The sequence below is a fragment of the Veillonella orientalis genome (assembly GCF_018406505.1).
In the GTDB taxonomy this organism is placed as follows: domain Bacteria; phylum Bacillota; class Negativicutes; order Veillonellales; family Veillonellaceae; genus Veillonella; species Veillonella nakazawae.
In genome coordinates this window covers 1,776,686-1,803,196 of sequence record NZ_AP022322.1, presented here as the reverse complement: position 1 = coordinate 1,803,196, position 26,511 = coordinate 1,776,686, and the positions used below count along the sequence as shown (strand labels likewise).

The following is a 26,511-nucleotide window of genomic DNA, read 5'->3' as shown; positions in this document are numbered from 1 at the left end:
CTAGTACGGATAAATATATTAGTTTTCTGGATAATTACCGAGCAAGCGGAACTTATCTTGAGATGTATGAAGCTCTGCTAGTACAGACAATACCTTTGGATCTGCTAGGGATGCTTCTAAGTCGAGGTAGAACAAGAACTCAAAGTTATGGCCTACGATAGGGCGAGACTCAAGTTTTGTAAGGTTGACACCGATGTTAGCAAACTTGGTAAGTAATGTACCAAGACCACCTGGAGCGTGGCTTGCTGTGGTTACCACAGAGATTTTATTAGCCCCTGGGTATACATGGAAGTCCTTGCTGATGCAGATAAAGCGGGTATAGTTGTTATCGCTGTTTTGGATGTTGCGCATCAACGGAGACAAGTTGTACAAGTCTGCACATTGAGGTGCGGCGATAGCGGCTACACCTGGATCGTCACTAGCCGCTACGAGCTGTGCTGCACGAGCCGTGTTATCGAAGGAGCGCAATTCTACACCTTCTAATTTTTCTAGGAAGTGGCTGCATTGGCCCAACGCTTGAGGATGGGAGATGATAGTGTGAATATCTTCTAGTTTTGTGCCTTTTTTCACGAGTAAATCGTGAGAAATCCATAGGCGAGTACCGCGTACGATATAGCATTTACGATCTTCTAGAAGGTCATACACTTCTTTTACAGAACCATTGGAGCTGTTTTCGATAGGTAATACGCCGAATTGACATTCTCCAGACTCAACAGCGTCGAATACGGCACGGAAGCCTGTTACATAGTGAATTTGGCTGAGTGGTAATAATTTATCGCACGCCACTTGCGCATTGCTACCAAAGACGCCAGCACAAGCTACGCTGCCACGTTGTGGAGGTAATGTAGGGGACTGCTCAATGGCCTTTTTCATTTTAACAGTGAACTCATTATCTTGGAATAATTGTTCAGACTGATACGTACGGCTCAAGCTGAATAATGCTTCAAAGAAACGGCGTGCGTATAGGTCGAGGTCTGGACCTGCATCTCGAGTTACTTTGTCGAGGATATCGCGTTCCCGTTTGGCATCGTAAATGGCCTTATTCATTTCTTTCTTTGCCGCTGCAACGTCTTTGGAGAGTTCCATGCGCTCTTTGAATAATTCGAGCATCTGATCGTTTATGTCGTTAATTTTAACGCGTACTTCATCTAAGTTCATGGTCAATATCTCCTAAGAAATCAAGAATAACGAGGGCTGTTACGGCTTCGATAACCGGTACTGCACGAAGCGCTACACATGGGTCATGACGACCTTGAATGGTGAGCAATGTGTCCTCTTTTTGTGAAAGTGATACAGAATGTTGTTCTTTATAAATGGATGGTGTTGGCTTGATGCCCACTTGCATAACGAGTGGTAAACCATTGGTAATACCACCTTGGATACCACCGCTATTATTCGTTGTCGTTGTAATCTTGTCACCGTCCATGGTGAAAGCATCATTCACTTCGGAACCAAGCTTAGCACACATATCAAAGCCACCGCCAAAGGATACGCCTTTAATGGCGGGTACCCCAAAGATTACGCGAGTTAAGCGGTTTTCAATACCGTCAAAGTTTGGGTTGCCAAGGCCAATTGGTAGACCGGTAGCAACGACTTCAACGATACCACCTGTAGAGTCCCCATCTTTTTTGAGGTTTATAACTAGGTTTTCTACTTCGTTACGTTTTTGTGGATCAATCATAGCAATTGGCTCTGTAGCAATGCTAGCTAATGCTTTCATATCTGGGTGAACCATGTTGATAGGAGCATCTTGGATTGTTCCCACTTGTTTTAAATGGCCGTGAATTTCGATGCCTTTTTCGCGTAATAGTTGGATAGCAATGCCACCGGCTACGCATAGAGGTGCTGTAAGGCGTGCTGAGAAGTGACCACCTCCGCGCATATCTACCTTGTCGCCGTAGCGCATACGGGCTGTAAAATCCGCATGAGAGGGGCGAGGGATATCGCGTAAGTTATTATAATCGCTAGAGTGTTGAGATGTGTTGCGGATCATAAATGCCAATGGAGAACCACTGAGCATGCCGTCTACCATACCTGCTAAAAATTCAGGTGTATCGGCTTCCTTACGTTGTGTTGTTAATTGATTTTGCCCAGGCGCACGGCGCTTTAAAAAGGCTTTTAACTCATCGATATCGATGGTATGTCCACAAGGTAGACCCTCTACAATACCGCCGATGGCGTACCCATGAGAGGCGCCAAAGGTAGATACCTGTATGGTTTTACCGAAATTAGATGCCATTATATTAACTCCTACTATATAGTACGTACTATTTCTATTATCTATTAGATTACACTAGATACAATTAGAAATCTAAACTGGTTGTGCATTACCGCCTAGTAAATTCCAGTCCTCAAAGAAGTGTGGATAGGATTTTGTGATAGCTTCGCTATCTTTTAAGGTAACAGGGGTTTCACTGATGAGAGCCATCAATGTGCCAGCCATAACGAGGCGATGGTCATTTACACAATCACCTTGTCCACCTTTAAGTATACCACTACCGATGATGTATAGGTCATCGCCTTCTTCGCGAACGGTACCGCCTAGATCTCTTACGAGATTGGCAACAGCTACAAGGCGATCAGATTCTTTTAAGCGTAGGCGAGCACCCTTAATAAAGGAACTTTCACCAGCAATAGAGCAAGCGAGGGCTGCCATAACAGGCAACATATCTGGCATTTGCTCTAGATCTGCATGGATCGGCTTGGAAGCGCGACCTGTGACCGTCACATTCATACCATCCCATACTACATCACAACCAGCATCAATCATAACTTGCATGATGCGACGGTCAGCTTGTACAGAGTTTTTGTTCATGCCTGTAATCGTAATTGGTTTGCCCGTCATACCAGCGGCTACCATCCAGATTGCTGCATTAGACCAGTCGCCTTCGATTTGGTAATTATCACGACCTATGAAGGACGCACCAAATGGTACTGTGAAAGCCTCATTGATGTTTGTGTCTGGTAAAGTGTGTTCTACTTCGACACCAAAATCTCGCATTGTTTCAGTAGTTAATGTTACATAATCGCTAGATTGAAGCGGTGTCGTAGACGTAATAGTAGATAAGCCAATTTGAGGGGCTGCCAACAATAAACCAGAGAAGAATTGACTACTTACATCGCCTACCATGGAGAAATTGCCCCCTTGAAGACGACCTGTCATAGTAAATGGCGGTTTATCTTGGGAGAATGTTACGCCATGCGCTTTCATTTCACCTAGCATAGGTTCGAGTGGGCGATCTGGTAAACGACCTTTGGCATCTACATCTACATCATTACAGATGGATGCTGCTACAGGTAATAAAAGGCGTAATGTTGTGCCTGATTCGTGAGGTACTACATTGCCCTTTGCAGGAGCGGGGCCAGGAGTAACGGTAACAATTTTATTTTCATATACTACGTGAGCTCCTAAGCCTCGTAAGGAGTCCATTGTTGCATCGATATCCTTAGAGGTACGGCTTAGTAGTATAGTAGATGGAGAGTTAGCAAGGGCTGCACAAATTAATGCGCGGTGTGCATGTGCCTTTGCTGGGATGGACGCAATCGTTCCTGTAGGAATGGCGTTCGTTACGGAATGCATATAAATCTCCTTTATATCTTAGTCTAAATAAGTGGCAAGCTCTTCGTGTGTTACCACCTTGAGCTCGCTATGGCCATAGCTTGTAGGAACTACGATTTTTATAGTTGCTCCTTCACTTTTTTTATCGTGCTTAGCAGCTGCAAGGATTTCTTCTTTTGTTATGGTCGTAGTAGTTGGCAAATCGTGTGCTTCGATGAGGGCCTTTAATTTGTCTAATGCCTTTCTATCTAATTCTCCATGTTTGACAGCACCTTGTGCCATAAGGACCATGCCAATGGCAACGGCGTAGCCATGGTGGACTTCAAAGTGGCTCGCTTTTTCAATACCATGACCAAAGGTATGACCGAGGTTTAAGAGGGCACGAACACCAGATTCACGTTCGTCTTGCTCTACGATATCCGCCTTTGCTTGAACGCAACGAGCGATAACGGCACTAACGCTATCACGATGCTTTATTAATGGCTTATGTTCGAGTTGGGTTAATAACCCTGGTACATCGAGGAAACCATATTTAATAATTTCTCCACATCCATTTTTCCACTCCATGTCTGGCAAGGTGTTAAGTGTTGTAGGATCACAGAGGACGAGGATAGGTTGTTTGAAAGCACCCCAAAGGTTTTTACCCGATTCGAGATTGACTGCTGTTTTACCACCTACAGAGGAGTCTACAGCAGCTAATAGGGAGGTAGGAACCTGTACATAATCTATACCACGCAAATATGTAGCTGCTGCAAAGCCTGCCATATCGCCTACAACACCACCGCCAAGGGCGATGAGAAGATCTTTACGCGTTAACGATTGGGCTGCCATGTACTCTATTAAATCGATGAGTTGGTGAGCGTTTTTGGAGCTTTCCCCAGCAGGGAATACATAATCACAAACAGTATAACCCGCACGTTCCATATTAGCTTTCACAGAATCCAAATAATGCGGTGCCACATTGCTGTCGCTAACGATGATAACACGGCAATTTGGTTTTAACGGTTTAATATAATCGGTGATGCGTTGTAAAGCGCCTTCCTCGATGACAACGTCATAAGGTGTGGACGCGTTAATATGAATGCGAGTCATAACAGTTCCTTTCATAAAAGAATAAGCTAGTACCTATTATAACGGATACTAGCTTATTTGTGTGCTATCTAAGATTATTTAGTGCATTCTACCAATGCTTGGCGCAATGCGATAATTTCTTTCATAAGGCTAGTGAATTGGTCTGGACGTAATGCTTGTGGGCCGTCGCATAATGCTTTGGATGGATCATTGTGAACTTCGATCATAAGGCCGTCTGCACCGCCGCCTATGGATGCAAGGGAAAGTGGACGAACCATACGACTCATACCTGCAGCGTGGCTAGGGTCCATGATGATTGGCAAGTGAGATAATTCGTGCATCATAGGAATTGCTGTCACGTCTAATGTATTACGAGTTTTAGTTTCGAATGTGCGGATACCACGTTCGCATAATACAACTTGTTCATTGCCTTCGGACATGATGTATTCAGCAGCCATCAACCATTCTTCGTATGTAGCAGATAAACCGCGTTTTAAAAGAACTGGTTTGTTTAATTTGCCTACTTCTTTTAAAAGTGTGAAGTTTTGCATGTTACGAGCGCCGATTTGAAGCATATCTACATTATCGAAGTATTGTAATTGGGAGATATCCATAACTTCGGAAACGATAGGTAGACCTGTTTCTTTTTTAGCAAGTTCTAATAATTCCAAACCTTCAGGACCCATGCCTTGGAAGGAGTATGGAGAAGTACGAGGTTTGAAAGCACCGCCACGAAGAATTGTAGCGCCTGCTGCTTTACAAGCTTTTGCTGTTTCTAATACTTGCTCAGGCGTTTCTACGGAGCAAGGGCCTGCCATTACTGCGAAGTGACCGCCACCGATAAGTGCACCACCTACGTTGATTACAGAATCATCTGGATGGAATTTACGGTTTGCTTTTTTGTATGGTTCTTGGATGCGAGTTACTTTATCTACGAAATCAAGGGATTCGATTTGACGAGCATCAAGAGATGCAGTATCGCCGATAAGACCTAAGATGTTGTAGCGTGCGCCTTCTACTGGATGGATAATGAAGCCTTTTTCCTCTAATTCACTGCGTAAACGAGACACCTCTGTCTCTGCTGCGTTTTGTTTTAATGTAATAATCATGATAAATCCTCCTTGTAAACTACAGTGAATAGTAGGGCTCACCATACGGGATAGCAAACAAAAAAGGGCTACCCGTAGTTTAATACGGGTAGCCCTTTTACTATTCTAAGCAACTAATAATGACTAAATCTTAATTAGCGTACCACAAATAGTTCCTTACCCGTACGTTGGATAAAGAACCAATAAAAGTATTGTTTTGTAGCTAGGCTAATTTGGTTAGTCATCTTTGGTTGCTCCTTTCTAAAAATTATGGGTATAGTATAAACCCAAATGATAAAATTATGCAACACTTAAAATTAAAATTCATGGAAGTTTTAAAAATAATTTGTTTAGTGAGTTGTTAGAAATGTAGATATAATAAGGTCTTTTGCATAAAAATGATTTTTGCTATTCATCACTAAATTGTAGTATAATGAGTTTATAAAGAGAGCCAATCAACGTGTCGGTAGCGTTAGGCTCATCTAAAATTTGGGTAAAAATGATGCGCCTAACGTGTTAGAGGTCTAGCCACCTCATTACGTTAGGCGTTTTCATTACCTTATTTAACTAAGGCAATGATAGTAACTACGGATAACAAAATTATGATAACTACATATGTAATTTCATGTTTTGTCATAGTATCACCACCTTTCGGTGATGAACCTAACTCACGTCAATTGACTCTCTTAGGTACAGTATAACAAAAATGATTTTACACAAATAGCGATATATGAATAGCTGTGGAGGAAATATGATTATTCAAATTTTAGATCATTTAACTGATGAAATAAAACAAATTCGTATTGATGTGTTCATGAAGGAACAAGGTTTTACAGACGAGTTTGATGAAATCGATGATATTGCAAAGTTTGTTCTCTTATCTATAGATGGAAAAGCAGCAGGTACGTGTCGATATTTTCCAAGTGATGTAGCTGGAGATGCGCATATTGGTCGCATGGCGGTACGCAAGCTATATCGTGGTCAACATCTAGGCACCAAGATTATGATGGCTGCAGAGAACAGCATTCGCCGCGATGGATTTAAGACTTGCTCCTTGTCAGCCCAAGTACAGGCAAAACCATTCTACGAATCCCTTGGCTATAAAGCTGATGGTGAAGAATACCTTGATGAAGGATGTCCTCACGTGATGATGCGGAAGATTTTATAAGTCGTTTAATAGCGTTATATAATAAGAATATGTAGATATGTGTATTGTACATAGTATTTTATAAGTAAACTGATATTTTTTTTAGGGTGAGAGTTTATGAAACTAGCAGAAGCATTACAAGAGCGAGCTGATTTGAATTATAAAATAAGCGATTTAGAGCTTCGTTTGACTCAAAATAGTTTAGTGCAAGAAGGGGAAGTACCGAATGAGAACCCTGAAGAGCTTTTGAAAACATTAGATCAATGTGTAACTAGACTTCAAAAATTAATTGCAGATATTAATTTAACAAATTGTAAAACTATTGTAGAAGGTCGTTCTATTACTGAAATCATTGCGGAAAAAGATAGTGCTGCGATGCGGCTTAGTGCATATCGGACATTGGCGAATAGTGCGGGTAGTATCAATTTCCGTGCAAGAGGATCTGAGATTAAACTAATACCGACTGTTAATGTTAGAGATATCCAAAAAGAAGCTGACAATATAGCAAAACAAGTTCGTTTATTAGACAATCTATTGCAGTCTGCTAACTGGACCACTGAATTGATTGAAAGCTAATATCTATATAGTTGGTAGTTTGATACAGGGGGGACACAAAACTTTTGCTTTTACCAAGCGTTTGATGAATACATTCATGGGGCGAATAAAAATCTACAGTGTAGGCCTATTTGCGCACAAATGTATTGATACAATTTACAATGTATTACCATGTGTCAACTGTAAAAACGAGGGTGGCGTTGGGGACTATTTCTAAATATAAACGATAAAAAGATACCTAATTCAAAGATCTGGATTGGGTATCTTTTTTCTTATTATTCTAATTTATGGAAATCAAATACCGCTACCTTTGATTATAGGTACGTTAGTACTACGGTATATTTAATTTTTTGATAAGCATATAAATTTTACTTTTTTACTTAGTGAATTATGTTATAATATAATTAAATAATAATCATTATTTAATTATATAGAATTTCTTAAGTAAGGAGATTTCATTATGACAGCAGAACAAAAAGCAGCTACGGCAGCAACAAGTTCTACCGCAGCTAAACCAACACCTGAACAAGGTACCGAATGGATAATTTGCCGTGTATGCGGATATATTGAGGATGCTAAGTACAGGGATCAACCTTGTCCAACATGTGGTTTTCCTCCAACAGTTTGGATGGATTACAAGCCACGTCGCATTGATACAAAACGTGAAAAATTGCTAGATCTTCATTTACATCCAATTGCGGTACATTTCCCAATCGCAGCAACAGCAGCTTCTTTCTTAGTACCTGTTATTGCATTGTTGATTCCATCTATTGCAAATGTATTATTCCCTGCCATTACATTAGTAGCAATGATATTACCACTTCTCGTTATCATTGGTGGTATTTCTGGTTATATTGGTAGTAAATTACGTTACAAAACAGGAACATCTAAAATTCCTAAAGCAAAGATTTACTTAACAGTTATCTACTTTATTCTTTCCTGTGCACAAGCCTACATCGCTATTGCTAACGGTGTAAATACTGATAACGCATGGATTATGATTATTTTAGGTATCGTAGCTTCTATCTTTGCTGCCAAACTTGGTAAAATGGGTTCCTATCTATTTGCAGGTCGATTCGGCCCATATACAGCTGGCTAACCGTTATTAACTGAATAACCTTTATAATGAAAAAAGTGATTCTCCCACCGTGAGAATCACTTTTTCTTTTATCATTTTTTATTATTCTAAGTCATCAAAATCAAATGCTGCTGCTTTTGTATAGTTTGTAACTTTTGCTTCGAAGAAGTCAGTTTTTGTGCTATTCAAGTTGGAGAAGCTTTCAATCCATTCCATAGGGTTTTCTTTGATTTCAGGATATAAATGAGGTAAGCCGATTGCTTCTAAGCGGATATTCGCAAGGTATTTGATGTAGCGTTCGATAAGAACGTTGTTAAGGCCGAGGATTTTATCATCAGTAATATATTGACCCCAAGCGATTTCGTTCTCCGCACCTTGGCGAATCATGTCAGTAATTTTCGCTTCTAGTTCAGGTGTGAACAAGTCAGGGCGTTCACGGCGTAACTCGCGGATGATGTTTTGGAACAATACAAGATGAGTTACTTCGTCGCGGTTGATGTATTTGAAGATAGTGGATGTAGCTGTCATTTTACCTTGGCGTGCCAATGTGTAGAAGAAGCTAAAGCCAGAGTAGAAGTAGATACCTTCTAAGATATAGTTCGCAATGATTGTATGAATAAGGTTTGCTTCGCTAGGATCATCGCTGAAACGTTGGTATGCATCGGCGATGAAACGGTTACGTTCAAGCAATGTTTTATCTGTACGCCATTCGTCATAGATTTTGTCACGTGTAATCGGATTTGTTACAGTGTCCAAAATGTAAGAATAACTTTGAGCGTGAATTTCTTCTTGGAATGCTTGAATATTCAATAAAGATGCCACTTCAGATGCTGTAATATAACGGCTCAAGTTTGGCAAGTTTTCAGATTGAATGGAATCAAGGAAGTTCAAGAACGCAATAATTTTGTCGAACGCGCGGCGTTCGTAATCTGTTAAGTATGGGAATTGCTTAACGTCTTCGTTCAAGGAAATCTCTTCAGGAATCCAGAAGTTGTTGAGCATTGTACGGTACATTTGGTTAGCCCAGTCGTACTTGATACGGTTCCATTCGCGAAGGTTTGTGGTATTGCCACCAATCATAGATTGCGTGCCACGTTCACCATGTTCGTTAAAGATCAGTTTTTTATCCATAGTAGGACTCCTTTATACAACGATGCGACCTATACTGCTATAGGTCGTCATCAGATTTATAGTGTTGGTGAAAGTATCTTTCACAAGTTTAGTACTCTCTACTTATAGTGTATAGTTTTTGTAAAATATAGCAATGATATTTTTAACTTTCACCATATCCTATATTGAGTAGAAAACACCTATTAAATATTAGGAGGAGCAGCTAGTGCACTCATCCATTTCAAGGGATTGGTTACGGATGTAGTAGATTGTTTTGATACCTTGTTTGTACGCCTCAATATAAAGGTCTAGAATTTCTTTCGCTTTCATTTGAGGCGTGATGTACAAGTTGAAAGATTGTGCTTGGTCAATATGACGCTGACGTACGCCACAAGCTTTGATGGACCATTGTTGGTCGATTGTATGCGCCTCTTTGTAGAGCCAGAATGTTTTGTTGTTCAAATCTGGAGCTGTTTTTGGTGTGAAAGAACCTTTCTTTTCTTCGATGAAGAATTTTTTGAAGATAGGGTCGATACCAGCCGTTGTGTTTGCAATGTTGGAAGTAGAACCAGTAGGCGCTACAGCCATCAAGTAACCATTGCGGATGCCGTATTTTGCAACGTCTGCAGCCAATTGTTTCCAACGATCAGATGTGTAGCCACGACGTGTGAAGTATGCACCAGTTTCCCATTCAGAACCTTTGAACGCAGGGTAGGCACCTTTTTCTTTAGCCAATTCCATGGACGCTTTGATGGCATAGTAAGCGATATTTTCGAACAATTTATCCGCTAATTCAATGTGCTCATCAGATTCCCATTGGATATCGTGGTTTACGAGGTAGTGGTGGTAACCAGAAGTACCAAGACCGATAGCACGGTATTTATCAGACGTCATACGAGACTCTGGTACTGGTGCTTGGTTAATGGAAATAACATTGTCTAACATGCGAATTTGAAGGGCAATGTTTTCTTCCAATTCTTCGTCAGTAATACGACCAAGGCTGATGGAGTTCAAGTTACATGTAACCATGTCGCCTGTATTTGTTTTAGTAGTGATAGTACCATCTTCGTTGATGATTTCTTCAGCAAGATTAGTGAAGCCAACATTTTGCGCGATTTCGTGGCACAAGTTGGATGCGTAAATCATACCTGCATGTTTGTTAGGGTTTGCAGCGTTTACTGTATCGCGGAAGAAGATGAACGGTGTACCAGTTTCAACAGCGGAGCGCATGATTTTTTTCATCATATCTAATGCTGGTACTTCGATACCGTGTAAGTTAGGATCTTGTTCACATTCAAGGTAACGTTTTGTGAATTCTTTATTATCATCAGTGTCGTAGTAGTCTTCCAAAGCGTAGCCTTTTACCGCTAAGATTTCATGAGGATCAAATAACGTGAAGTTTTCACGAGCGATCATACGTTCCATGAAGAGGTTTGGAACGGAGATAGCAGGGAAGATATCGTGAGCTTTACGACGGTCATCACCATTGTTTGTACGAAGTTCTACGAATTCGTAGAAGTCTTTGTGCCAAATATCGAGTGTTACTGTAGCGCCACCTTTGCGTTTACCCAATTGGTCTACCGCAACAGCTGTATCGTTGTACAAGCGAATCCAAGGAATAACGCCACCAGAGGAGTTTTTGAAACCGCGAATATCGGAGTTCAATGCACGAACCTTGCCAAGGTAGATACCAAGAGCACCACCGTGTTTAGATACGCGAGAGAACTTGCTGTTTACGTCATAAATGGACCATAAGTTGTCATCTACACCAGAGATGAAGCAAGAGGACAATTGATGGAATGGTGTACCAGCATTTGCTAATGTAGGTGTAGCAGTTGTCATTTTTAATTGGCTCATCAAATCGTAGAATTTTTTAGCGTACTTTACTTTGTTTTCGCCCTCTACCAATGCCAAGTGCATAGCGATAGCCATGAAACGTTCTTGAGGTAATTCGTAAATTTCTTTGTTGAATCCTTTTACCAAGTAACGGTCAGCCAACAATTTAAGACCTTCATAGTTGAAGAGGTAGTCTCGTTTAGGTTTGATATAGTCGCCCAATTCTTGTAATTCGTCAGGTGTATATTCTGTAACGAAGAAGTCTGCGTATTTTTTTTGTTCCACAAGCATATGTACAAGATTTGGGAAGTTACCGTAGCCGAATGCTTTATAACGGCGAGTGATAGCAGCTTCTTTATAGAGATCGAATAAGAAGAGGCGAGCCGCTACGAACTGCCAATCTTGGTTCATTTTATTAACTTGGTTGCCGAAACCGTCGTCTTTTTTAGAGATAACTTTTTCAATGGCTGTTTGTACTAAAGTTTTTTGAATCTCTTTAGTAGTCATACCATCAACGAATTGTAACTTCGCATCCATTTCTAATTCTAGTGGATCACAAGAATCTAACCCCAAACATGCGAAGGCAATCATACGTTTCGTTTTTTCAACGGACAACGGCTCGAAATGGCCATCCCGTTTCTTGATCATAATCTCCATTACTGTTCCCCTTGAGTACTAAAATCAATAAAACTGTTAATTAAGCATATATAAGATTAGACCAAAAAGTATAAAATATCTTTAAGTTAAGTCTAATCAGAAAAATAAGAAAACTACAATATATGGTAGTTTTCTTATTAAGCTTATACATTATGTTACGATTATAGCGAAAAAATTCTATACATTCAATATTGACATTTAGAAATTTATAAATATAGTATGCTTAAATTTATCGATATAGTTGTAAATGCTAGAAAGTACTATATGGGACGCGTATATGATGATTTTGAATGATATATCTCTTTTGAGAATAGTAAAATTGTATGTGCCAGTAAATCAAATTTCGTTCTATATACTATTGTGATTTATTTTATTAAAAGCATGTTATATATGTCCTATAATAGATATATAGTAATTAGGAGGTAAGACATGAAGTCTATTGTTATATATTCGTCCCTTACGGGAAATACAAAACAAGTGGCAGAGGCTATTACTAGCGTATTGCCAGTAGGTACACCCTGTGTGTCTATGAAAGAATTGCCTTCCGATATAGCATCCTATGATCTTGTATTTGCAGGCTTTTGGGTGGATAAAGGAACCGCAAATAAAGAAGCTCGTGATGTACTCGCTACATTACATAATCCTCATATTGCTTTGTTTGCCACAGCTGGTGTGCCGCCGCAAATGGCACATGCCAAGGAAAGTCTAGTCAATGCGGCGAACTGTTTGCCCGATGGCGTAGAGCCGGTTGGTACATTTATCTGCCAAGGTAAGGTAGACCCTAAGGTCATCGAAATGATGTACAAAATGTTCCCTAAGGGACATAGCCATGGCCAATCTGCTGATAGAGATGCACGACACAAACAAGCTGCAGTACACCCAAATGAAGACGATTGTAAAGCGGCACAAGAATTTGCAAAAGATATTCTTACAAAGCTTAATTAATGAATAAAAGCAGTACCCCCTTACGGGGTACTGCTTTTGTAATATTACAATAGGGTACTAAGTTTATATTGTATTTATAATACTTTCAATTTAATTATACAGCACATTAAATTTAAGTTTACGTGTATCGAATTGGTTTATGAAGTACGATGTAATCAATAGCTTGTATCCAGTGCCTTCTATAATGACAGGATCAATAGCTGTTTTATCGACTGTAAGGAACTTATCATAAATATGATGTACCTCTGTTACTCCATTTGGTAAAGATACTTCTAGATCAAGGCCATGGTTAAGGAATTTGAAGGAAATAGAGTCGAAGTTAGCCGATTCTACTTGGTATTCCTTAAGGTCTTGTTCGTATACAATTAACTCGATGTTTTCAATGTATTTATCGTAGCCTGCAATAGAGATAACCTTTGGTGCAGACAAAGCATCAAAATTGATATACTCGACGCGTCTGCCGTTCACTGGGGTTGTATCTGGTAGTTTTAAATCATCTACAGGTACATATGGTGTGCCATAGTCCGTGAAGTTAGGGTCAAAGGTAGCAGCTATTGGTAGTCTTGCATGCCATTCGCCATCAACTTTAGTATACGTAACAAATTCACGATACGTTGTATAGCCTATGAATGGCGTCAAGAGAACCGCACCTAAGGCAAGAGCCATAACTGTGGTGTGGACAGAAGGTTTTAAACCTTTCACAAGAGAATATACATTATGTACTAAGAAAATTAGATTGAATGCACTTACGTAAATCGTATTGAGCCAGAGAATTGGTTCATTAATCACACGCTTACCGATAAGGGCTAAGCACAATGTAGTGAGCGTAATGAATAGGAAGCACAGGATTTGCTGCGTTTTGCTACTTTCACTAGATCTAAAACTAGCTAAATAGAATAAGTAGAAAATGGCTACATACGGATAGTACGTGTAGAAGAAGCGGGTGTCATCGCGAAGTCCCAACAGGATCAAGACTAAATAGATATTAGCTAGAATGCCTGTAATGATGGATGCCTTTGGCAAGATGATGCCGAATACGACGGTAAAGAATGAGTTCGGTGCGGGAGGGCCTGCTGGATCCTCTTTGTAAGAACATACCATAGATAGACAAATGAATATATTAATGGATGCGAGCACTTTAAAAATGGTTTCTTCAAAGTTGAATGGTTGGTCCACGATGATGAAGAAGAACCATAAACTCATAATGATAACAATGTTGTATAGCGTAGACGTAACAAGGGTGATACCAATTCGCTTGATGCGATTAATGATTTCGCCGATGTAGTGTTCACCGGGCGATGTGAAATATAAGGCAATCATGGAGTACAGCCATAGGTACGATATATTTTCCGTGGCTAGCTCAATGCCCCGCACATAGCCATAGGTTTCGTGAATCATATAAAGGCCAACGCTGATTCCGATACTTACTAAGGTATATAATATGGAAAACTTTCGTGCCCTTGTTATATAGCTTTGTAATATAACGATAAAGAAATATAGTGAGTATAGCTTAAGATCGATTTCGGAAAACCAATCTTGTTCAATATACAACGGTGTACATGAAAATACGGCAATCAATACCAGTAATATAGGCGACTGCATTGCTAGGTCTCGCAGCGAAGACCATAAATGTTTAATGGCAAATTTCATAGATGTCTCTCCCTCTATAAATATAAATACCCCCTCTTATTATTAGTATACCTGTTTTCTGGTGAAAGCCCTATGAGGTTTTACACGCCCTCAAATATACATTACAATAACTTTAAGAACTAGTTTTCAAAGAAAAGAGGTTATCACATGGAATTCTCTTATTTTTTACCTGTAAACATCCAATTTGGTTGGAATAAAGTAGATAATATTGATAATTTTGCCGCACCGTATGGCAAGAAAGCCCTTATTGTAACCGGTCGCAGTAGTGCGAAAAAATCTGGCTTATATGACCGTGTAGTGGACAAGCTTGATGCGGCGCATATTGATCATGTCCTTTTTGATCAAGTTGATGCTAATCCGTTGACTACAACAGCGTTAGACGGCGCTGCTTTAGCTAAATCTGAAAGCTGTGATATGGTGATTGCTATTGGCGGAGGGTCTATTATGGACTGTGCAAAAGGCATCGCCTTCATGGCTGTGAATGATGGCGACATCAACGACTATATCTTCAATCGTAAAGTCAGTGATAATGCGTTGCCTCTTATTGTCATTCCTACAACCTGTGGTACCGGCTCTGAAGGCAATGGTTTTGGGGTCCTTACTAATCCTAAAACAGGGGACAAAAAATCTTTGCGTTGTAACGCTATCGTGCCTAAGGTTTCCATTGTAGACCCTGGTGTGATGGGCACTATGCCTCCTCATATATTGGCATCTGTTGGCTTTGATGCCCTATGCCACAATATCGAGGCCTATACCTCTAAAACAGCGCAACCTTTCACCGATGCATTAGCTCATTATGCTGTAACCTTATTAGCACAATACCTTGTACCTCTATATAAACATGTGAAAGCAACGGCTGAAGGTAAACCAGTAGTACTCAATGAAAAACAACTTACAAAAGCTTGGGAAGCTGTTACATTAGCAAGCACCATTGGGGGCATGGTTATCAATACAGCTGGTGTAACACTAGCGCATGGTATGGAACATCCAGCCAGTGGACTTAAAGATATCACCCACGGAGTAGGCCTTGCTATTATTGAACCTGTTGCTGTGGAATACACTTGGAGTGCGAACCCTGATAAATTTGACGCCTTGGCTCGTATATTCAACCATGGAGATGGCTCTGAACTAGGCGAAGCATTACGATTGATCGTACATGACCTAGACCTTACTACAAACCTTACAGAATTAGGCTTTACGAAAAAAGACATTCCATGGCTTGTAGATAATGTATACGTTGTTGCTACAGGTAATATTGCTAATACAGTAGCTGAAATTAGCCGTAAAGATATAGAAGCGTTGTATAAAAAGATGTTTTAAGTGTTGAAGTTATTTTAAGTGTTGTCATAATAGGAGAGAGTTTTGTTCCAAGGATTTTATGGCCTACTAACAGTTCTGCTATGCGTGTTGTTTGTAATTGTAGTAGTGCTATTTAACATAGCCCCAATTACTTACATTGTTTTTGGCATAGCCATAGTGTTGAGTGTGTTACTTCAATATAGGCGCTTTAAGAAACAGTCCATATCTGAAAAAACACATAGCCGATTGGCTTGTGCTTTGTTTATTGTCGTAACCCTTAGTATATCTTGGCTCGTAGCTGATTGGGTTCAATATGATCTTAATACAACTGTTGATCAGTTTGAGGATTTTAAGTACAGTACAACTGATTGGAAACGAGGATGGCCTAATAATAAGGAATTACCAGAAGGTCTTACATCTCCTGAGCAGCTTCCGGAAGGTATTGATAAGGTATCTATGGTACGAACAGATGTAGCTTGGGCTACTGCGTATCCTTATCGTTATGTAGTTTTAGAGGGAGACCCTAAAGTAATTGCTCAATATGAGGAAATTGCAAAACAATATGCAGCCTATATGGCTCAAATTGATAAATATAATAGGTTGCTCGATTTTGAAAGTGGAGAATTGAAGCGTTTTATATCTCATCCTAACAGTTACCGCATCATAGATAGTATTGAGGAGGAACTTCTAAACTTGCCACAACGGAGTTTTATAGAGTGGTTACGCTTTGCACCTCGAAAAGAAACGAAAAGAGTGGTGAACGACACATATAATTCTACTGAAAATCATAGACTATATGTCTTTGTAGACGATGGGAATACTAAAAGACCTCATTTTGTGGAACTTTTGATCAGTAATGATGGGACACGAGCTGTGTTTTATCAATCTAAGTAATTTGAGTAGGTATTGTTGTGGAGATCGTAAATGCAACGGTGTTTAATTTACTTAAAGAAATTGTTTTTTTCTAATCCTTATAGAAAGAGTATATGGTTTTTTATAATTCTTTGGGTATTAACATTTTTCTTCTCAGATTATATCTCGTATTCTGGGGTGTACTATCTGATTTTATTAATCGCCACGATTGTATTATTGCTTGAAAAATGTAGAGTTATTGATAGTGAGAAAACTGTACGTAAAAGATTTTTATCATATTTTTATGTTATCTTTTTTCTGTGTATGCTTCCTACATTAGCTGTTACTTTAGTATTTTCTGCTGTAGGAATATCCCATTATGATACTCAACGGTGGCACTCTACATGGCCTTCATCTAAGGCGGGGTATATTCCGTCTCCATTACAAGCACCTAAGTTTTTACCTGAGAGTTTGAAAGTGATTTCTTCTGCTGAAGTAATTGGAATGGGAGGGAATCAAAGCTGTTTAGTATTAGATGGTGATAAAGCAACGATTTCAAGGTATGAGGAAACTGTTAAATCTAATGCTTGGTATTCGTTTATAAATGGCAGGGATAAAGATACTACAGTTGAAGTACTTAATTCGTTTACATATCCAAAAGATAAAAATGTATTGGTTAGTGACATAAAGAATTATTATGAGATTATCACTATTCAACGACAAAACTGGAAATTATTTTCCTGGTTAATTGATGGCAGCCAGAGTGTCGGTGATGATCCTAATGAAGATTTTTATTATAGCACTCGAGTATCAGCTGAGAAATATGTAGTATATGTTGTTTACCATAACTTTGATCATGACCAGCCAAGAGTGATTTACTTTATGTTTAATCCAGAGCGAACGCGAATGATTACTGTAGATATAGATATGTATCATTAGAGTTGGGCAGAGTTTGTATATAAAATTTGGAACAATACTTGAATATATAACTCAAATAAAAGGTTATCCTGTAAGGGATAACCTTTTTGTTTGCAATAAATTTATTTCTACAGTGAAAGCTAACAAACCTCACATTACTAGATATGAGTTTTGTGTTATACTTCTATATAGAATAATATCGAATTAATAGAAGGCTAGTTGGCATATTCTGTGCAGGCTAGAGATTAGAATGAAAGATAAGTCAGTATTACCAATTGAGGAACAATTAAATAGATTTCTTCAACCAAAATGCCTTATCCCTGGTGGCCTAGGCTTGTGGGAGGATTATTTCCGCAAGATTTGTACAGCTTGGGGCGAGATTAGTGGTGAAATTCGACCTCAACATATTATATTTTCGGCCGATAATGGTTGTAATATGGAAGGCTATGTAGGTTATAACTATGAGGTAACGCAAAAGCAGTCGCGTAATATGCTCTTGGGTCGTTCGTCGGCTACACAGTTTTGTAACTTTAACAACATTCCTTATGAAGTTGTGGATGTAGGAATTGCCTCAGATGATGGCATCGGAGTGGATCACAAGGTCGCAAAGGGAACAAAGAATATATTAAACCATCCTGCTATGACTGAGGATGAATTTAATAGTGCCTTTCAAGCTGGCTATGAACGGGTACAACATTATGTAAAGCAAGGGATAAATCTTTTTTCCTTTGGTGAAATGGGACTTGGTAATACGACGACTTCTGCTTGTGTGTTGTCTGCCTTAACTGGAGCTGATCCCACTGAAACAGTAGGACCCGGTTCTTGGCCGAATAAACCAGATTTGATGAAACGAAAAATTGATTTTGTGCGCGCTGTATTAGATAAGCATAAGACTAGTATCGTTTCTGTCAGTGAAGTTGAAAGAGTTCGTAAAATCGTAGCCCATGTAGGGGGCTTTGATATTGCAGCTATTCTTGGGGCTATGCTCGCTTGTGTTGAGTTTAAAAAGCCCTTTGTCATTGATGGCTTTATTACAGCTGTATCAGCAGCTTGTGCGGTACATATGAATGATTGTGTTAAGGAGTATGCATTGCCATCTCATAACTCTCGAGAAAAAGGCACAGAGCTAGCTTTAGCAGAGTTAGATATTACACAAGACATGGTTCCTATTCAAGCACAAATGTCGATGGGGGAAGGCACGGGGGCCATCTTGATGGTACAAATGCTCAAAACTACACAGCATATGTTTGTACATGTGGGCACCTTTGCGGATTTGATGAAATTATAAGGAGAAAGAATGAAAATAAATAAATACTTTGATATACATTTTGAGCGCGCCGATGATGCAACTATTGCTAAAAGATTGATAGGTGGGGCTAAGATTAAGGGACCTGCGTTGGTTACCCTGATTCTCTCCATATTTATCGCCTCTATTGGGTTGAATATGAATAGTACGGCAGTTGTTATTGGTGCTATGCTTATATCGCCGTTGATGGGACCTATTTTAGCAACTGGTTTTGGCTTTGCTACGCTTAATTTTACAGTTGTAAAAAGCGGTATTTTAAGATTGTCCTTACAGGTTACGATTGCTGTTTTGGCATCTGCTTTATATTTTTATATTTCTCCCGTTCAGGCGGCTACATCTGAACTATTAGCACGTACAGAACCGAATATTTTTGATGTGTTCATTGCTATATTTGGTGGGTTAGCTGGGATTATTGGGCAAACGCGTAAGACCTTAGATAATGTTATACCAGGTGTTGCGATTGCGACTGCACTCATGCCACCACTATGTACGGCAGGATATGGACTGGCTAATGGAAATTGGCACTATTTCATTGGGGCTGGCTATCTATTCTTTATAAATGCATTTTTCATCTTCTTTGCAGCTTTTATTGTTTTAAAAGGTGTATATAGTTTGCCATTCCATAAACAAGCAGAAGAGGTTAATCGTCGTAACCAGCTAATATTTCTCGTGATTGGTCTTATTATGGCTATACCAAGTATTTATGCAGGCTATGATATGACCATCAAGTATTCTGAGTCAAATCATATGGAGCAGTTTATTAAGAATGATATTAATCAAGAGGGACGTCGACAAGTGATTGATTATTCACTGGATCAAACGAATAAGCTAGTAAACATAGTAGTTATAGGAGCTCCTGTGACTTCAGAGGAGCAAGCCCAGTTGGATGACAAGTTACAGAAGGATGAGTACTTGCAACCTTATACATTACGATTTGTTAATAGCGTAGATGAGCAAAAATCTACTATGGATAAGACGAACTTGAATAAATCTTCAGAGAATCTTGGAACATATAAAAACTTGATTAATCTGTACCAACCGACTTATCAATTAGTAAGTGAAACTATAAATACTATGAAAACGACAGAAGCTGAAGCAAAGGCGTTATTCCCGTTTGTAAGCAAAGTGGAAGGTATGCCTTTGATAGATAATCTAGAACAGCCTAAAGCGAGTCAATATATGGTGATTATCCATACTACTTCCACTATATCTGATGCAGATTTGAAACGAATAAAAGCTTGGTTAGAGGCTAAATTATCAGCACCTGTAACTATTTCTGTGGAGCAAACAATGTCAACTCAATAAGTTGATTTTTTGATTTTGATTAGATTGTTTATTATATAGAGCGATATGTATAACGGTACTAAGTTTGATTGAACTTATTAGGTATATTACCTAGTAGTACGGGGAATCAGCTTAGTACCGTTTTTATGTACCTGGCATAGCTAAATGTAATTACTCTTATCTTGCTATAGATTAAAGTTATATTAATATATATATAAAATCTATTATACGAGTAGGAATTAAATTGATATACTTACTACATCGAAAATATTAAATAATCAAATGTAGATACAAGATAAGAAAAATAGATTTATTATAATATCTACGAATGTTGTATACGTATGAGTCCTCGTCCGAGATGTAGGTTTTCATCGTAGATAGGAGGATTACATGAAAAAATGGTTAGCATTAGCAGCGACGGCCGTACTAGGTGCGTCCTTATTGATTAGTGGTTGTGGATCTTCCACAAATAACGCGAGCTCTAGTGGCTCTAAAGAGGTATTAAAGGTAGCAGCAAATCCTGTACCTCATGCTGAAATTTTAGAACAAGTTAAACCTATTTTGGCTAAGGAAGGTGTAGACTTACAAATCGTTGAATTTACAGACTACATCCAACCAAATATGGCTCTATCTAGCCATGAAGTAGATGCAAACTTCTTTGCAAACGTACCTTACCAAAATAACTACAATAAAGATCATGGTACAAACTTTGTAAGCTTTGCACCAGTTCACATCGAACCATTGGCTATTTACTCTCAAAAAATTAAAGACTTGAAAGACTTGCCAAATGGCGCAAAAGTAGCTATCCCGTCTGACCCAACAAACAGTGCTCGTGCACTTCTCTTGTTGCAAAGTGCTGGTCTAGTAACATTGAAAGATCCAACTGGTTTGACTAACACACCATTCGATGTGACTAGCAATCCTAAAAACATCCAAATTGTTGAGTTAGAAGCAGCTCAAATTCCTCGTTCCATCCAAGACTTAGATGCAGCAGTAATCAATGCTAACTATGCGTTGCCAGCTGGTCTTAATCCTACAAAAGATGGCTTATTCGTAGAAAAAGCTGACTCTCCATATGCAAATCTTCTTTCTGTTAACCCTGGTGATGAAAATAAACCAGCTATCCAAAAATTAGCTAAAGCATTACAATCTCCAGAAGTTAAGAAGTTCATCGAAGAACACTACAAGGGAGCTATCATCCCAGCGTTCTAATTGATCGTTAATAATATATGTATCTGATACAATACCTTCTCATGACAAACTCTATAGATACGAAAAAGGCGTAACACCAATGGTGTTACGCCTTTTTTATTATGATGAATTGTAAAATATATTGCGACAAATAAAAAGACTCATATTGGAGATCTCGTGTAAAATGTAAATAACCACAAATACATGACACGGAGGTCTCTAATATGAGCTACATACATCTTACCATAGAAAAACGAAGTCAAATAGAAGTTTTACGAAAAGAAGGATACTCTGTTCGTAGAATTGCTAGCTTAATCGGTGTCCACCATTCTACTGTAGCAAGAGAATTAAATCGCGTTAAAGGTGAATATTCTGCGATTAAAGCTCAACAGTTAGCAATTAGTAAGTCTGCTAATAAAGGTAGACCAACAAAGTTAACCCCTCAATTAGCGGCTTTAATTGAATCCAGGTTACAACAAACTTGGTCTCCAGAAGAAATAGTTGGTTCTGAATTAGTTGGGGTTCTAAGCTTTAAAACAATATATTCTTGGATCCATCGTGGTTTTCTTGCTGTAACAGAGAAAGTACTTCGCCGGAAAGGAAAAAAGCCCGGCACACAGGAAACCCGTGGACGCTTCAATGTTAAAAGGACCATTAAAGAACGACCTCAAGAAGTTGAAAACCGGGAGATTTTTGGTCATTGGGAACTAGATACAATGGTTTCTTCCAGAGGTCAAAGCAAAGGCTGTTTAGCTACATTTGTTGAACGTAAAACACGATTCTATGTGGCCATAAAAATGAATGATCGATCTAAAGATTCTATGTTTTTAGCTATTAGTTCTCTGTACAATACATTAACCAGCAAATTACTTAAAACCTTTACGGTGGATCGTGGTAAGGAATTTGCTTGCTATGAACAGGTTGAAAACGAGTTTGGAATCCCCATGTATTTTGCCGATGCCTATGCAGCATGGCAACGAGGTTCTAATGAAAATAGTAATGGTTTACTTCGAGAATTTTTTCCTAAGAAAACCGATTTAACTAAAGTTACACTAGATAAACTAACAGAAGCATTAATGTTGATTAATAATCGACCTAGGAAATGCCTTGGGTTTAAAACACCATTTGACATGTTTAAACATGAGATTAGAAAATTGATTTAATTTTGTCGCATTACTTATTGCAATTCATCTTATATTAAGGATGAATTGGTTTTGCATATTTTTTTCTATATGAATGTGGTGTTTCAGTGGTAGCCATTTTGAAAATTTTACAGAAATAACTAGTTCTGTTATAGCCCAATGTTTTACTGATCTGATTAACTGTTAGTTGGGAATATACTAATAGTTTTTTCGCTTCTTGTATGCGTAATAGTGTTATATATTGCACTACTGAAAGTCCCGTATCGTCTTTAAAAATCTTAGAGAAGTAGGACTCACTTAAATGAATATGTTCCGAAATCCTTCTGAGCGACACTCGTTTGCTCAGATTTTTTTCTATATATAACATAGCCTTTCGAATTTCTGGACGATTAATAGGTCGTTCAGACTCCACAAAGTCTGGCAATTGTTCATAAGGCATCTCTTCTGCTATGGCATCGTTAAATGGGAAGTAGTGTTCTACCAAAATCCGTAAAACCTTTGTAGCACTGTAGATTTGTTCGGCTGTCAAAACTGGTAAGGTCCGATATAAGGCGCGAAGTTTAGTGTCATCATGCCAATCGGTCTGGGTAGGCAGAATAGGTTTGATCGTCGTATCTTCTGTTTTTGTTTGTCCTGCCATGATGAAGCCTAAGATGGCGCCATCTTTCATGATGGGCACGGAGAAATCTATAAGGCCCATGTGACAGCGGTACGGACAAGAGGATAGTTCTTTTGTAGCATCTAGTCCACCATATAGGTCACATTGATTGCAGCGTTTTGCGTAAGCTGGATTGCGCCTTACAACCTTGCAAAAAGGGGAAAAGTTATATTCTTGAGATAACACTTTTCCACGATTATTAACAAAAATAGCCGCAATCTTTGTTATGTTTGTGAAATCGCGCATGATTTCATTAATAAGCTTAGTATCTTCATTCGTACAAATCATGGTAAAACCTCCAATCACAAATGTGTTAAGAGGGCTAGTAAGCACACCGCTAAAAAAGCTCTACTTGCTCTCTATCTAAAGGGCAGGCTCTAAACCTGAGAAAAGAGAAAAGTGACATACCACCTAAAATTCATATACCTATAAAATTACGTTATTTCTTGTTTTATATGTATAAGTATAACAGGATTGTCGTATTTTAGTAATAGAAAAATCGCATTTTACGAATATACATAAAAAAGTTGCATTTAATAATTTTTATAATAAAGGTAGATAAAAGCCTTATAGTACATGTATTTAGAAAGGATTGAGTCCGATGGGTTGTGACTGAATAGCAAGGCATGCTCTATAGTAATATATGGTGTACAGAATTTAGGGTTGCATACATATGAATGATTAAAGAAATGATAAAAAATATAAATTGGTATACCGCAACATAGTTTTCTGTACATAGATACTTTGATACTTTCATTATACGTATGGAGGGTATTATGGCGACAACATGTGGATTAACTGAATTTGTAGGGACTAGTAAAACTGGTGATACTATAGGTCTCGTAATTGCTAACGTAGATCAACAAGTATTAGATGCGATGAAACTAAAGAAAAAATATCGTTCCATCGGCATTTTAGGTGCTCGTACTGGTGCAGGCCCACACATTATGGCTGCTGATGAAGCAGTAAAAGCAACCAATACTGAAATCGTTAGCATTGAATTACCTCGTGATACTAAAGGTGGCGCAGGACATGGCTCGTTAATCATCTTTGGTGGTGATGATGTATCCGATGTAAAACGCGCTATTGAAGTAGCACTAGCTGAAGTGGAACGCACCTTTGGCGATGTATACGCAAACGATGCTGGTCATATTGAACTTCAATATACAGCACGCGCTAGTCATGCAGTAAATGCAGCATTTGGCGCTCCTGAAGGTAAAGCATTTGGCCTTATCGTAGGTGCTCCAGCAGCGATTGGCGTAGTTATGGCCGATGTAGCTGTTAAATCTGCAAACGTTGATGTAATCGGTTATGCATCTCCTTCTGCAGGTACAAGTAATTCTAACGAAGTAATTTTACAGATTTCTGGCGATTCTGGGGCTGTACGACAAGCGGTTATTTCTGCTCGTGAAGTAGGTAAACAATTGCTTGGTACGATGGGTGACGAACCAGTGAACGGAGCCCCTTCCTATATCTAATCTGAAAGGATGGTATGCCCTATGAAATCAAAACGTTTCGAAGTCTTAAGTCAACGTCCTGTCAATCAGGATGGTTATGTAAAGGAATGGGTAGAGGAAGGTTTTATAGCCATGGAATCTCCTCAAGATCCAAAGCCTAGCCTCAAAATCGAAGGTGGTCGCATCGTTGAACTCGATGGTAAACGCCGCGAAGATTTTGATCTTATCGATACATTTATTGCAAATTACGGTATCGTTCTCGATGGTGCTCAAGAAGCAATGGCAAAGGATTCAAAAGAGATTGCTAATATGATGCTTACACCATCAGTGCCTCGTGAAGAAATCGTTAAGATTTGTAAATCTATTACTCCAGCGAAAATGTTGGAAGTTGTTTCTACTATGAACGTTGTTGAAATGATGCAATGTATGCAAAAAATGCGTGCTCGTCGTACAATGGCTAACCAAGCCCATGTAACGAACGTAAACGACAATCCAGTGCAAATCGCAGCGGATGCTGCGGAAGGTGCACTTCGTGGGTTCGCAGAAGAAGAAACAACAGTAGCTGTTGCTCGTTACGCACCACTCAATGCGATTAGCTTACTCGTAGGCTCTCAATGTGGTCGTCCAGGTGTATTGACTCAATGCTCCTTGGAAGAAGCGACAGAATTGGAACTTGGCATGCGTGGCTTCACAGCCTATGCAGAAACAATTTCCGTATATGGTACAGAAGACGTATTTACCGATGGTGATGATACACCTTGGTCTAAAGGATTCCTCGCATCTGCTTATGCATCTCGTGGTCTTAAAATGCGCTTCACCTCTGGTACAGGTTCTGAAGTACAAATGGGCCAAGCAGAAGGTAAATCTATGTTGTACCTTGAAATCCGTTGCCTATACATCACAAAAGGCGCTGGCGTACAAGGTATCCAAAATGGTTCTGTAAGCTGTATCGGTATTCCAGCAGCTGTACCTTCTGGTATCCGCGCTGTATTAGCAGAAAACCTTGTAGCAGCTATGCTCGACCTAGAATGTGCATCTAGTAATGACCAAACATTTAGTCATTCTGATTTGCGTAGAACAGCTCGTACATTGATGCAATTTGCACCAGGTACTGACTTTATCTGCTCTGGTTATAGCTCTACACCAAACTATGACAACATGTTTGCTGGATCCAACTGGGATGCAGAGGACTATGATGACTGGACAGTTATCCAACGTGACCTTAAGGTAAATGGCGGTCTTATCCCTGCTCGCGAAGAAGAAGTAGTAGCAGTTCGTAATAAAGCGGCTCGTGCACTACAAGCTTTGTTCAAAGCATTAGGTTTGCCTCCAATTACAGATCAAGAGGTAGAGGCCGCTACTTATGCGAATGGCTCTAAAGATATGCCTCCTCGCGACAAGGTTGCAGATATTAAAGCGGCTCAAGACTTGTTGAACCGTGGTGTTACAGGCGTTGACTTCGTAAAAGGCTTAGCTAAAGAAGGTCATCAAGATGTAGCACAAAGTATTTTGAACTTATTAAAACAAAAAATCTCCGGCGATTACTTACAAACATCGGCCATCTTTGACCGTGATTTCAATGTTATCTCCGCGATTAACAATAGAAATGACTATCAAGGTGTTGGCACAGGTTATCGTGTGGAAGGTGAAGATTGGGAACGCATTAAAGATATTCCAAACGCCATTGATCCACGGGATATATAAGGAG

22 protein-coding genes are annotated in these 26,511 nt (G+C 39.2%); 13 read left to right on the top strand and 9 right to left on the bottom strand.

The features are described from left to right. Positions 1-18 precede the first annotated feature (18 nt). The 5 genes from VEIS1202513_RS08340 to aroF all read right to left on the bottom strand — a co-directional run bounded on the left by VEIS1202513_RS08340 (position 19) and on the right by aroF (position 5,739). Positions 19-1,158: a bifunctional chorismate mutase/prephenate dehydratase gene (locus VEIS1202513_RS08340; RefSeq protein WP_005385244.1), complete on the bottom strand. Its 1,140-nt coding sequence runs from the start codon at positions 1,156-1,158 to the stop codon at positions 19-21. After that, positions 1,145-2,239: a chorismate synthase gene (aroC, locus tag VEIS1202513_RS08335; RefSeq protein WP_213467279.1), complete on the bottom strand. Its 1,095-nt coding sequence runs from the start codon at positions 2,237-2,239 to the stop codon at positions 1,145-1,147. The genes VEIS1202513_RS08340 and aroC overlap by 14 nt, the downstream gene beginning before the upstream one ends. A gap of 72 nt (positions 2,240-2,311) precedes the next feature. After that, complete coding sequence (gene aroA / locus VEIS1202513_RS08330; RefSeq protein ID WP_213467278.1) at positions 2,312-3,580, bottom strand: 3-phosphoshikimate 1-carboxyvinyltransferase; 1,269 nt, start codon at positions 3,578-3,580, stop codon at positions 2,312-2,314. Between the two features lie 18 nt (positions 3,581-3,598). After that, on the bottom strand, positions 3,599-4,651 hold the full coding sequence (aroB, locus tag VEIS1202513_RS08325; RefSeq protein ID WP_213467277.1) for a 3-dehydroquinate synthase: 1,053 nt from the start codon (positions 4,649-4,651) through the stop codon (positions 3,599-3,601). Between the two features lie 74 nt (positions 4,652-4,725). Continuing rightward, entirely contained in the window at positions 4,726-5,739 is a 1,014-nt protein-coding gene (aroF, locus tag VEIS1202513_RS08320; RefSeq protein WP_119207088.1) for a 3-deoxy-7-phosphoheptulonate synthase, read from the bottom strand. A 730-nt stretch (positions 5,740-6,469) separates the two neighbouring features. Between aroF and VEIS1202513_RS08315 the strand changes: the two genes are divergently transcribed. The 3 genes from VEIS1202513_RS08315 (at position 6,470) to VEIS1202513_RS08305 (ending at position 8,519) form a co-directional block, all read left to right on the top strand. Then, positions 6,470-6,886, top strand: coding sequence for a GNAT family N-acetyltransferase (locus VEIS1202513_RS08315; protein WP_156719196.1), 417 nt, complete (start codon positions 6,470-6,472; stop codon positions 6,884-6,886). A gap of 96 nt (positions 6,887-6,982) precedes the next feature. After that, complete coding sequence (locus VEIS1202513_RS08310; protein ID WP_024064064.1) at positions 6,983-7,441, top strand: DIP1984 family protein; 459 nt, start codon at positions 6,983-6,985, stop codon at positions 7,439-7,441. A 439-nt stretch (positions 7,442-7,880) separates the two neighbouring features. Further along, entirely contained in the window at positions 7,881-8,519 is a 639-nt protein-coding gene (locus tag VEIS1202513_RS08305) for a hypothetical protein (protein WP_213467276.1), read from the top strand. Between the two features lie 81 nt (positions 8,520-8,600). Here the strand turns inward: VEIS1202513_RS08305 and VEIS1202513_RS08300 are convergent, their stop codons facing one another. Beyond that, positions 8,601-9,629: a ribonucleotide-diphosphate reductase subunit beta gene (locus tag VEIS1202513_RS08300; protein ID WP_038123980.1), complete on the bottom strand. Its 1,029-nt coding sequence runs from the start codon at positions 9,627-9,629 to the stop codon at positions 8,601-8,603. A gap of 189 nt (positions 9,630-9,818) precedes the next feature. Continuing rightward, a complete protein-coding gene (locus VEIS1202513_RS08295) occupies positions 9,819-12,101 on the bottom strand; it encodes a ribonucleoside-diphosphate reductase subunit alpha (RefSeq protein WP_213467275.1) in 2,283 nt (760 codons plus the stop codon). A gap of 429 nt (positions 12,102-12,530) precedes the next feature. Between VEIS1202513_RS08295 and VEIS1202513_RS08290 the strand changes: the two genes are divergently transcribed. Beyond that, a complete protein-coding gene (locus VEIS1202513_RS08290; protein ID WP_213467274.1) occupies positions 12,531-13,046 on the top strand; it encodes a flavodoxin family protein in 516 nt (171 codons plus the stop codon). Positions 13,047-13,136: 90 nt separating this feature from the next. Here the strand turns inward: VEIS1202513_RS08290 and VEIS1202513_RS08285 are convergent, their stop codons facing one another. After that, entirely contained in the window at positions 13,137-14,696 is a 1,560-nt protein-coding gene (locus VEIS1202513_RS08285) for a hypothetical protein (protein ID WP_213467273.1), read from the bottom strand. A 147-nt stretch (positions 14,697-14,843) separates the two neighbouring features. Between VEIS1202513_RS08285 and VEIS1202513_RS08280 the strand changes: the two genes are divergently transcribed. The 7 genes from VEIS1202513_RS08280 (at position 14,844) to VEIS1202513_RS08250 (ending at position 22,709) form a co-directional block, all read left to right on the top strand. Next, positions 14,844-16,016 (top strand): iron-containing alcohol dehydrogenase, encoded by a 1,173-nt coding sequence (locus tag VEIS1202513_RS08280; RefSeq protein WP_213467272.1) that lies wholly within the window; start codon positions 14,844-14,846, stop codon positions 16,014-16,016. Positions 16,017-16,058: 42 nt separating this feature from the next. Further along, a complete protein-coding gene (locus tag VEIS1202513_RS08275) occupies positions 16,059-16,889 on the top strand; it encodes a hypothetical protein (protein WP_213467271.1) in 831 nt (276 codons plus the stop codon). Positions 16,890-16,919: 30 nt separating this feature from the next. Next, positions 16,920-17,786, top strand: a complete 867-nt coding sequence (locus VEIS1202513_RS08270) for a hypothetical protein (RefSeq protein WP_213467270.1) — start codon at positions 16,920-16,922, stop codon at positions 17,784-17,786. A 229-nt stretch (positions 17,787-18,015) separates the two neighbouring features. Beyond that, positions 18,016-19,053 (top strand): nicotinate-nucleotide--dimethylbenzimidazole phosphoribosyltransferase, encoded by a 1,038-nt coding sequence (locus tag VEIS1202513_RS08265; RefSeq protein ID WP_213467269.1) that lies wholly within the window; start codon positions 18,016-18,018, stop codon positions 19,051-19,053. 9 nt (positions 19,054-19,062) lie between these two features. After that, entirely contained in the window at positions 19,063-20,376 is a 1,314-nt protein-coding gene (locus VEIS1202513_RS08260; protein WP_213467268.1) for a DUF389 domain-containing protein, read from the top strand. Between the two features lie 369 nt (positions 20,377-20,745). Beyond that, positions 20,746-21,567 carry a MetQ/NlpA family ABC transporter substrate-binding protein gene (locus VEIS1202513_RS08255; RefSeq protein WP_156719207.1) on the top strand — a complete coding sequence of 274 codons (822 nt, stop codon included), beginning with the start codon at positions 20,746-20,748 and terminating at the stop codon, positions 21,565-21,567. A 203-nt stretch (positions 21,568-21,770) separates the two neighbouring features. Continuing rightward, positions 21,771-22,709: an IS30 family transposase gene (locus tag VEIS1202513_RS08250; RefSeq protein ID WP_213467200.1), complete on the top strand. Its 939-nt coding sequence runs from the start codon at positions 21,771-21,773 to the stop codon at positions 22,707-22,709. 34 nt (positions 22,710-22,743) lie between these two features. Here the strand turns inward: VEIS1202513_RS08250 and VEIS1202513_RS08245 are convergent, their stop codons facing one another. Continuing rightward, positions 22,744-23,634: a PocR ligand-binding domain-containing protein gene (locus VEIS1202513_RS08245; RefSeq protein ID WP_213467267.1), complete on the bottom strand. Its 891-nt coding sequence runs from the start codon at positions 23,632-23,634 to the stop codon at positions 22,744-22,746. Between the two features lie 488 nt (positions 23,635-24,122). On the opposite strand from VEIS1202513_RS08245, the gene pduB reads away from it, so the two are divergent. Both pduB and VEIS1202513_RS08235 read left to right on the top strand, forming a co-directional pair. Further along, positions 24,123-24,824: a propanediol utilization microcompartment protein PduB gene (pduB, locus tag VEIS1202513_RS08240; RefSeq protein WP_038124004.1), complete on the top strand. Its 702-nt coding sequence runs from the start codon at positions 24,123-24,125 to the stop codon at positions 24,822-24,824. Between the two features lie 21 nt (positions 24,825-24,845). Next, complete coding sequence (locus VEIS1202513_RS08235; protein WP_156719209.1) at positions 24,846-26,507, top strand: propanediol/glycerol family dehydratase large subunit; 1,662 nt, start codon at positions 24,846-24,848, stop codon at positions 26,505-26,507. Positions 26,508-26,511: the final 4 nt, after the last annotated feature.

What these genes read in the sequence shown, in the direction of transcription:
- VEIS1202513_RS08340 (WP_005385244.1), bottom strand. Translation starts at nt 1,158, where the DNA reads ATGAACTTAGATGAAGTACGCGTTAAAATTAACGACATAAACGATCAG.
- aroC (WP_213467279.1), bottom strand. Translation starts at nt 2,239, where the DNA reads ATGGCATCTAATTTCGGTAAAACCATACAGGTATCTACCTTTGGCGCC.
- aroA (WP_213467278.1), bottom strand. Translation starts at nt 3,580, where the DNA reads ATGCATTCCGTAACGAACGCCATTCCTACAGGAACGATTGCGTCCATC.
- aroB (WP_213467277.1), bottom strand. Translation starts at nt 4,651, where the DNA reads ATGACTCGCATTCATATTAACGCGTCCACACCTTATGACGTTGTCATC.
- aroF (WP_119207088.1), bottom strand. Translation starts at nt 5,739, where the DNA reads ATGATTATTACATTAAAACAAAACGCAGCAGAGACAGAGGTGTCTCGT.
- VEIS1202513_RS08315 (WP_156719196.1), top strand. Translation starts at nt 6,470, where the DNA reads ATGATTATTCAAATTTTAGATCATTTAACTGATGAAATAAAACAAATT.
- VEIS1202513_RS08310 (WP_024064064.1), top strand. Translation starts at nt 6,983, where the DNA reads ATGAAACTAGCAGAAGCATTACAAGAGCGAGCTGATTTGAATTATAAA.
- VEIS1202513_RS08305 (WP_213467276.1), top strand. Translation starts at nt 7,881, where the DNA reads ATGACAGCAGAACAAAAAGCAGCTACGGCAGCAACAAGTTCTACCGCA.
- VEIS1202513_RS08300 (WP_038123980.1), bottom strand. Translation starts at nt 9,629, where the DNA reads ATGGATAAAAAACTGATCTTTAACGAACATGGTGAACGTGGCACGCAA.
- VEIS1202513_RS08295 (WP_213467275.1), bottom strand. Translation starts at nt 12,101, where the DNA reads ATGGAGATTATGATCAAGAAACGGGATGGCCATTTCGAGCCGTTGTCC.
- VEIS1202513_RS08290 (WP_213467274.1), top strand. Translation starts at nt 12,531, where the DNA reads ATGAAGTCTATTGTTATATATTCGTCCCTTACGGGAAATACAAAACAA.
- VEIS1202513_RS08285 (WP_213467273.1), bottom strand. Translation starts at nt 14,696, where the DNA reads ATGAAATTTGCCATTAAACATTTATGGTCTTCGCTGCGAGACCTAGCA.
- VEIS1202513_RS08280 (WP_213467272.1), top strand. Translation starts at nt 14,844, where the DNA reads ATGGAATTCTCTTATTTTTTACCTGTAAACATCCAATTTGGTTGGAAT.
- VEIS1202513_RS08270 (WP_213467270.1), top strand. Translation starts at nt 16,920, where the DNA reads ATGCAACGGTGTTTAATTTACTTAAAGAAATTGTTTTTTTCTAATCCT.
- VEIS1202513_RS08265 (WP_213467269.1), top strand. Translation starts at nt 18,016, where the DNA reads ATGAAAGATAAGTCAGTATTACCAATTGAGGAACAATTAAATAGATTT.
- VEIS1202513_RS08260 (WP_213467268.1), top strand. Translation starts at nt 19,063, where the DNA reads ATGAAAATAAATAAATACTTTGATATACATTTTGAGCGCGCCGATGAT.
- VEIS1202513_RS08255 (WP_156719207.1), top strand. Translation starts at nt 20,746, where the DNA reads ATGAAAAAATGGTTAGCATTAGCAGCGACGGCCGTACTAGGTGCGTCC.
- VEIS1202513_RS08250 (WP_213467200.1), top strand. Translation starts at nt 21,771, where the DNA reads ATGAGCTACATACATCTTACCATAGAAAAACGAAGTCAAATAGAAGTT.
- VEIS1202513_RS08245 (WP_213467267.1), bottom strand. Translation starts at nt 23,634, where the DNA reads ATGATTTGTACGAATGAAGATACTAAGCTTATTAATGAAATCATGCGC.
- pduB (WP_038124004.1), top strand. Translation starts at nt 24,123, where the DNA reads ATGGCGACAACATGTGGATTAACTGAATTTGTAGGGACTAGTAAAACT.
- VEIS1202513_RS08235 (WP_156719209.1), top strand. Translation starts at nt 24,846, where the DNA reads ATGAAATCAAAACGTTTCGAAGTCTTAAGTCAACGTCCTGTCAATCAG.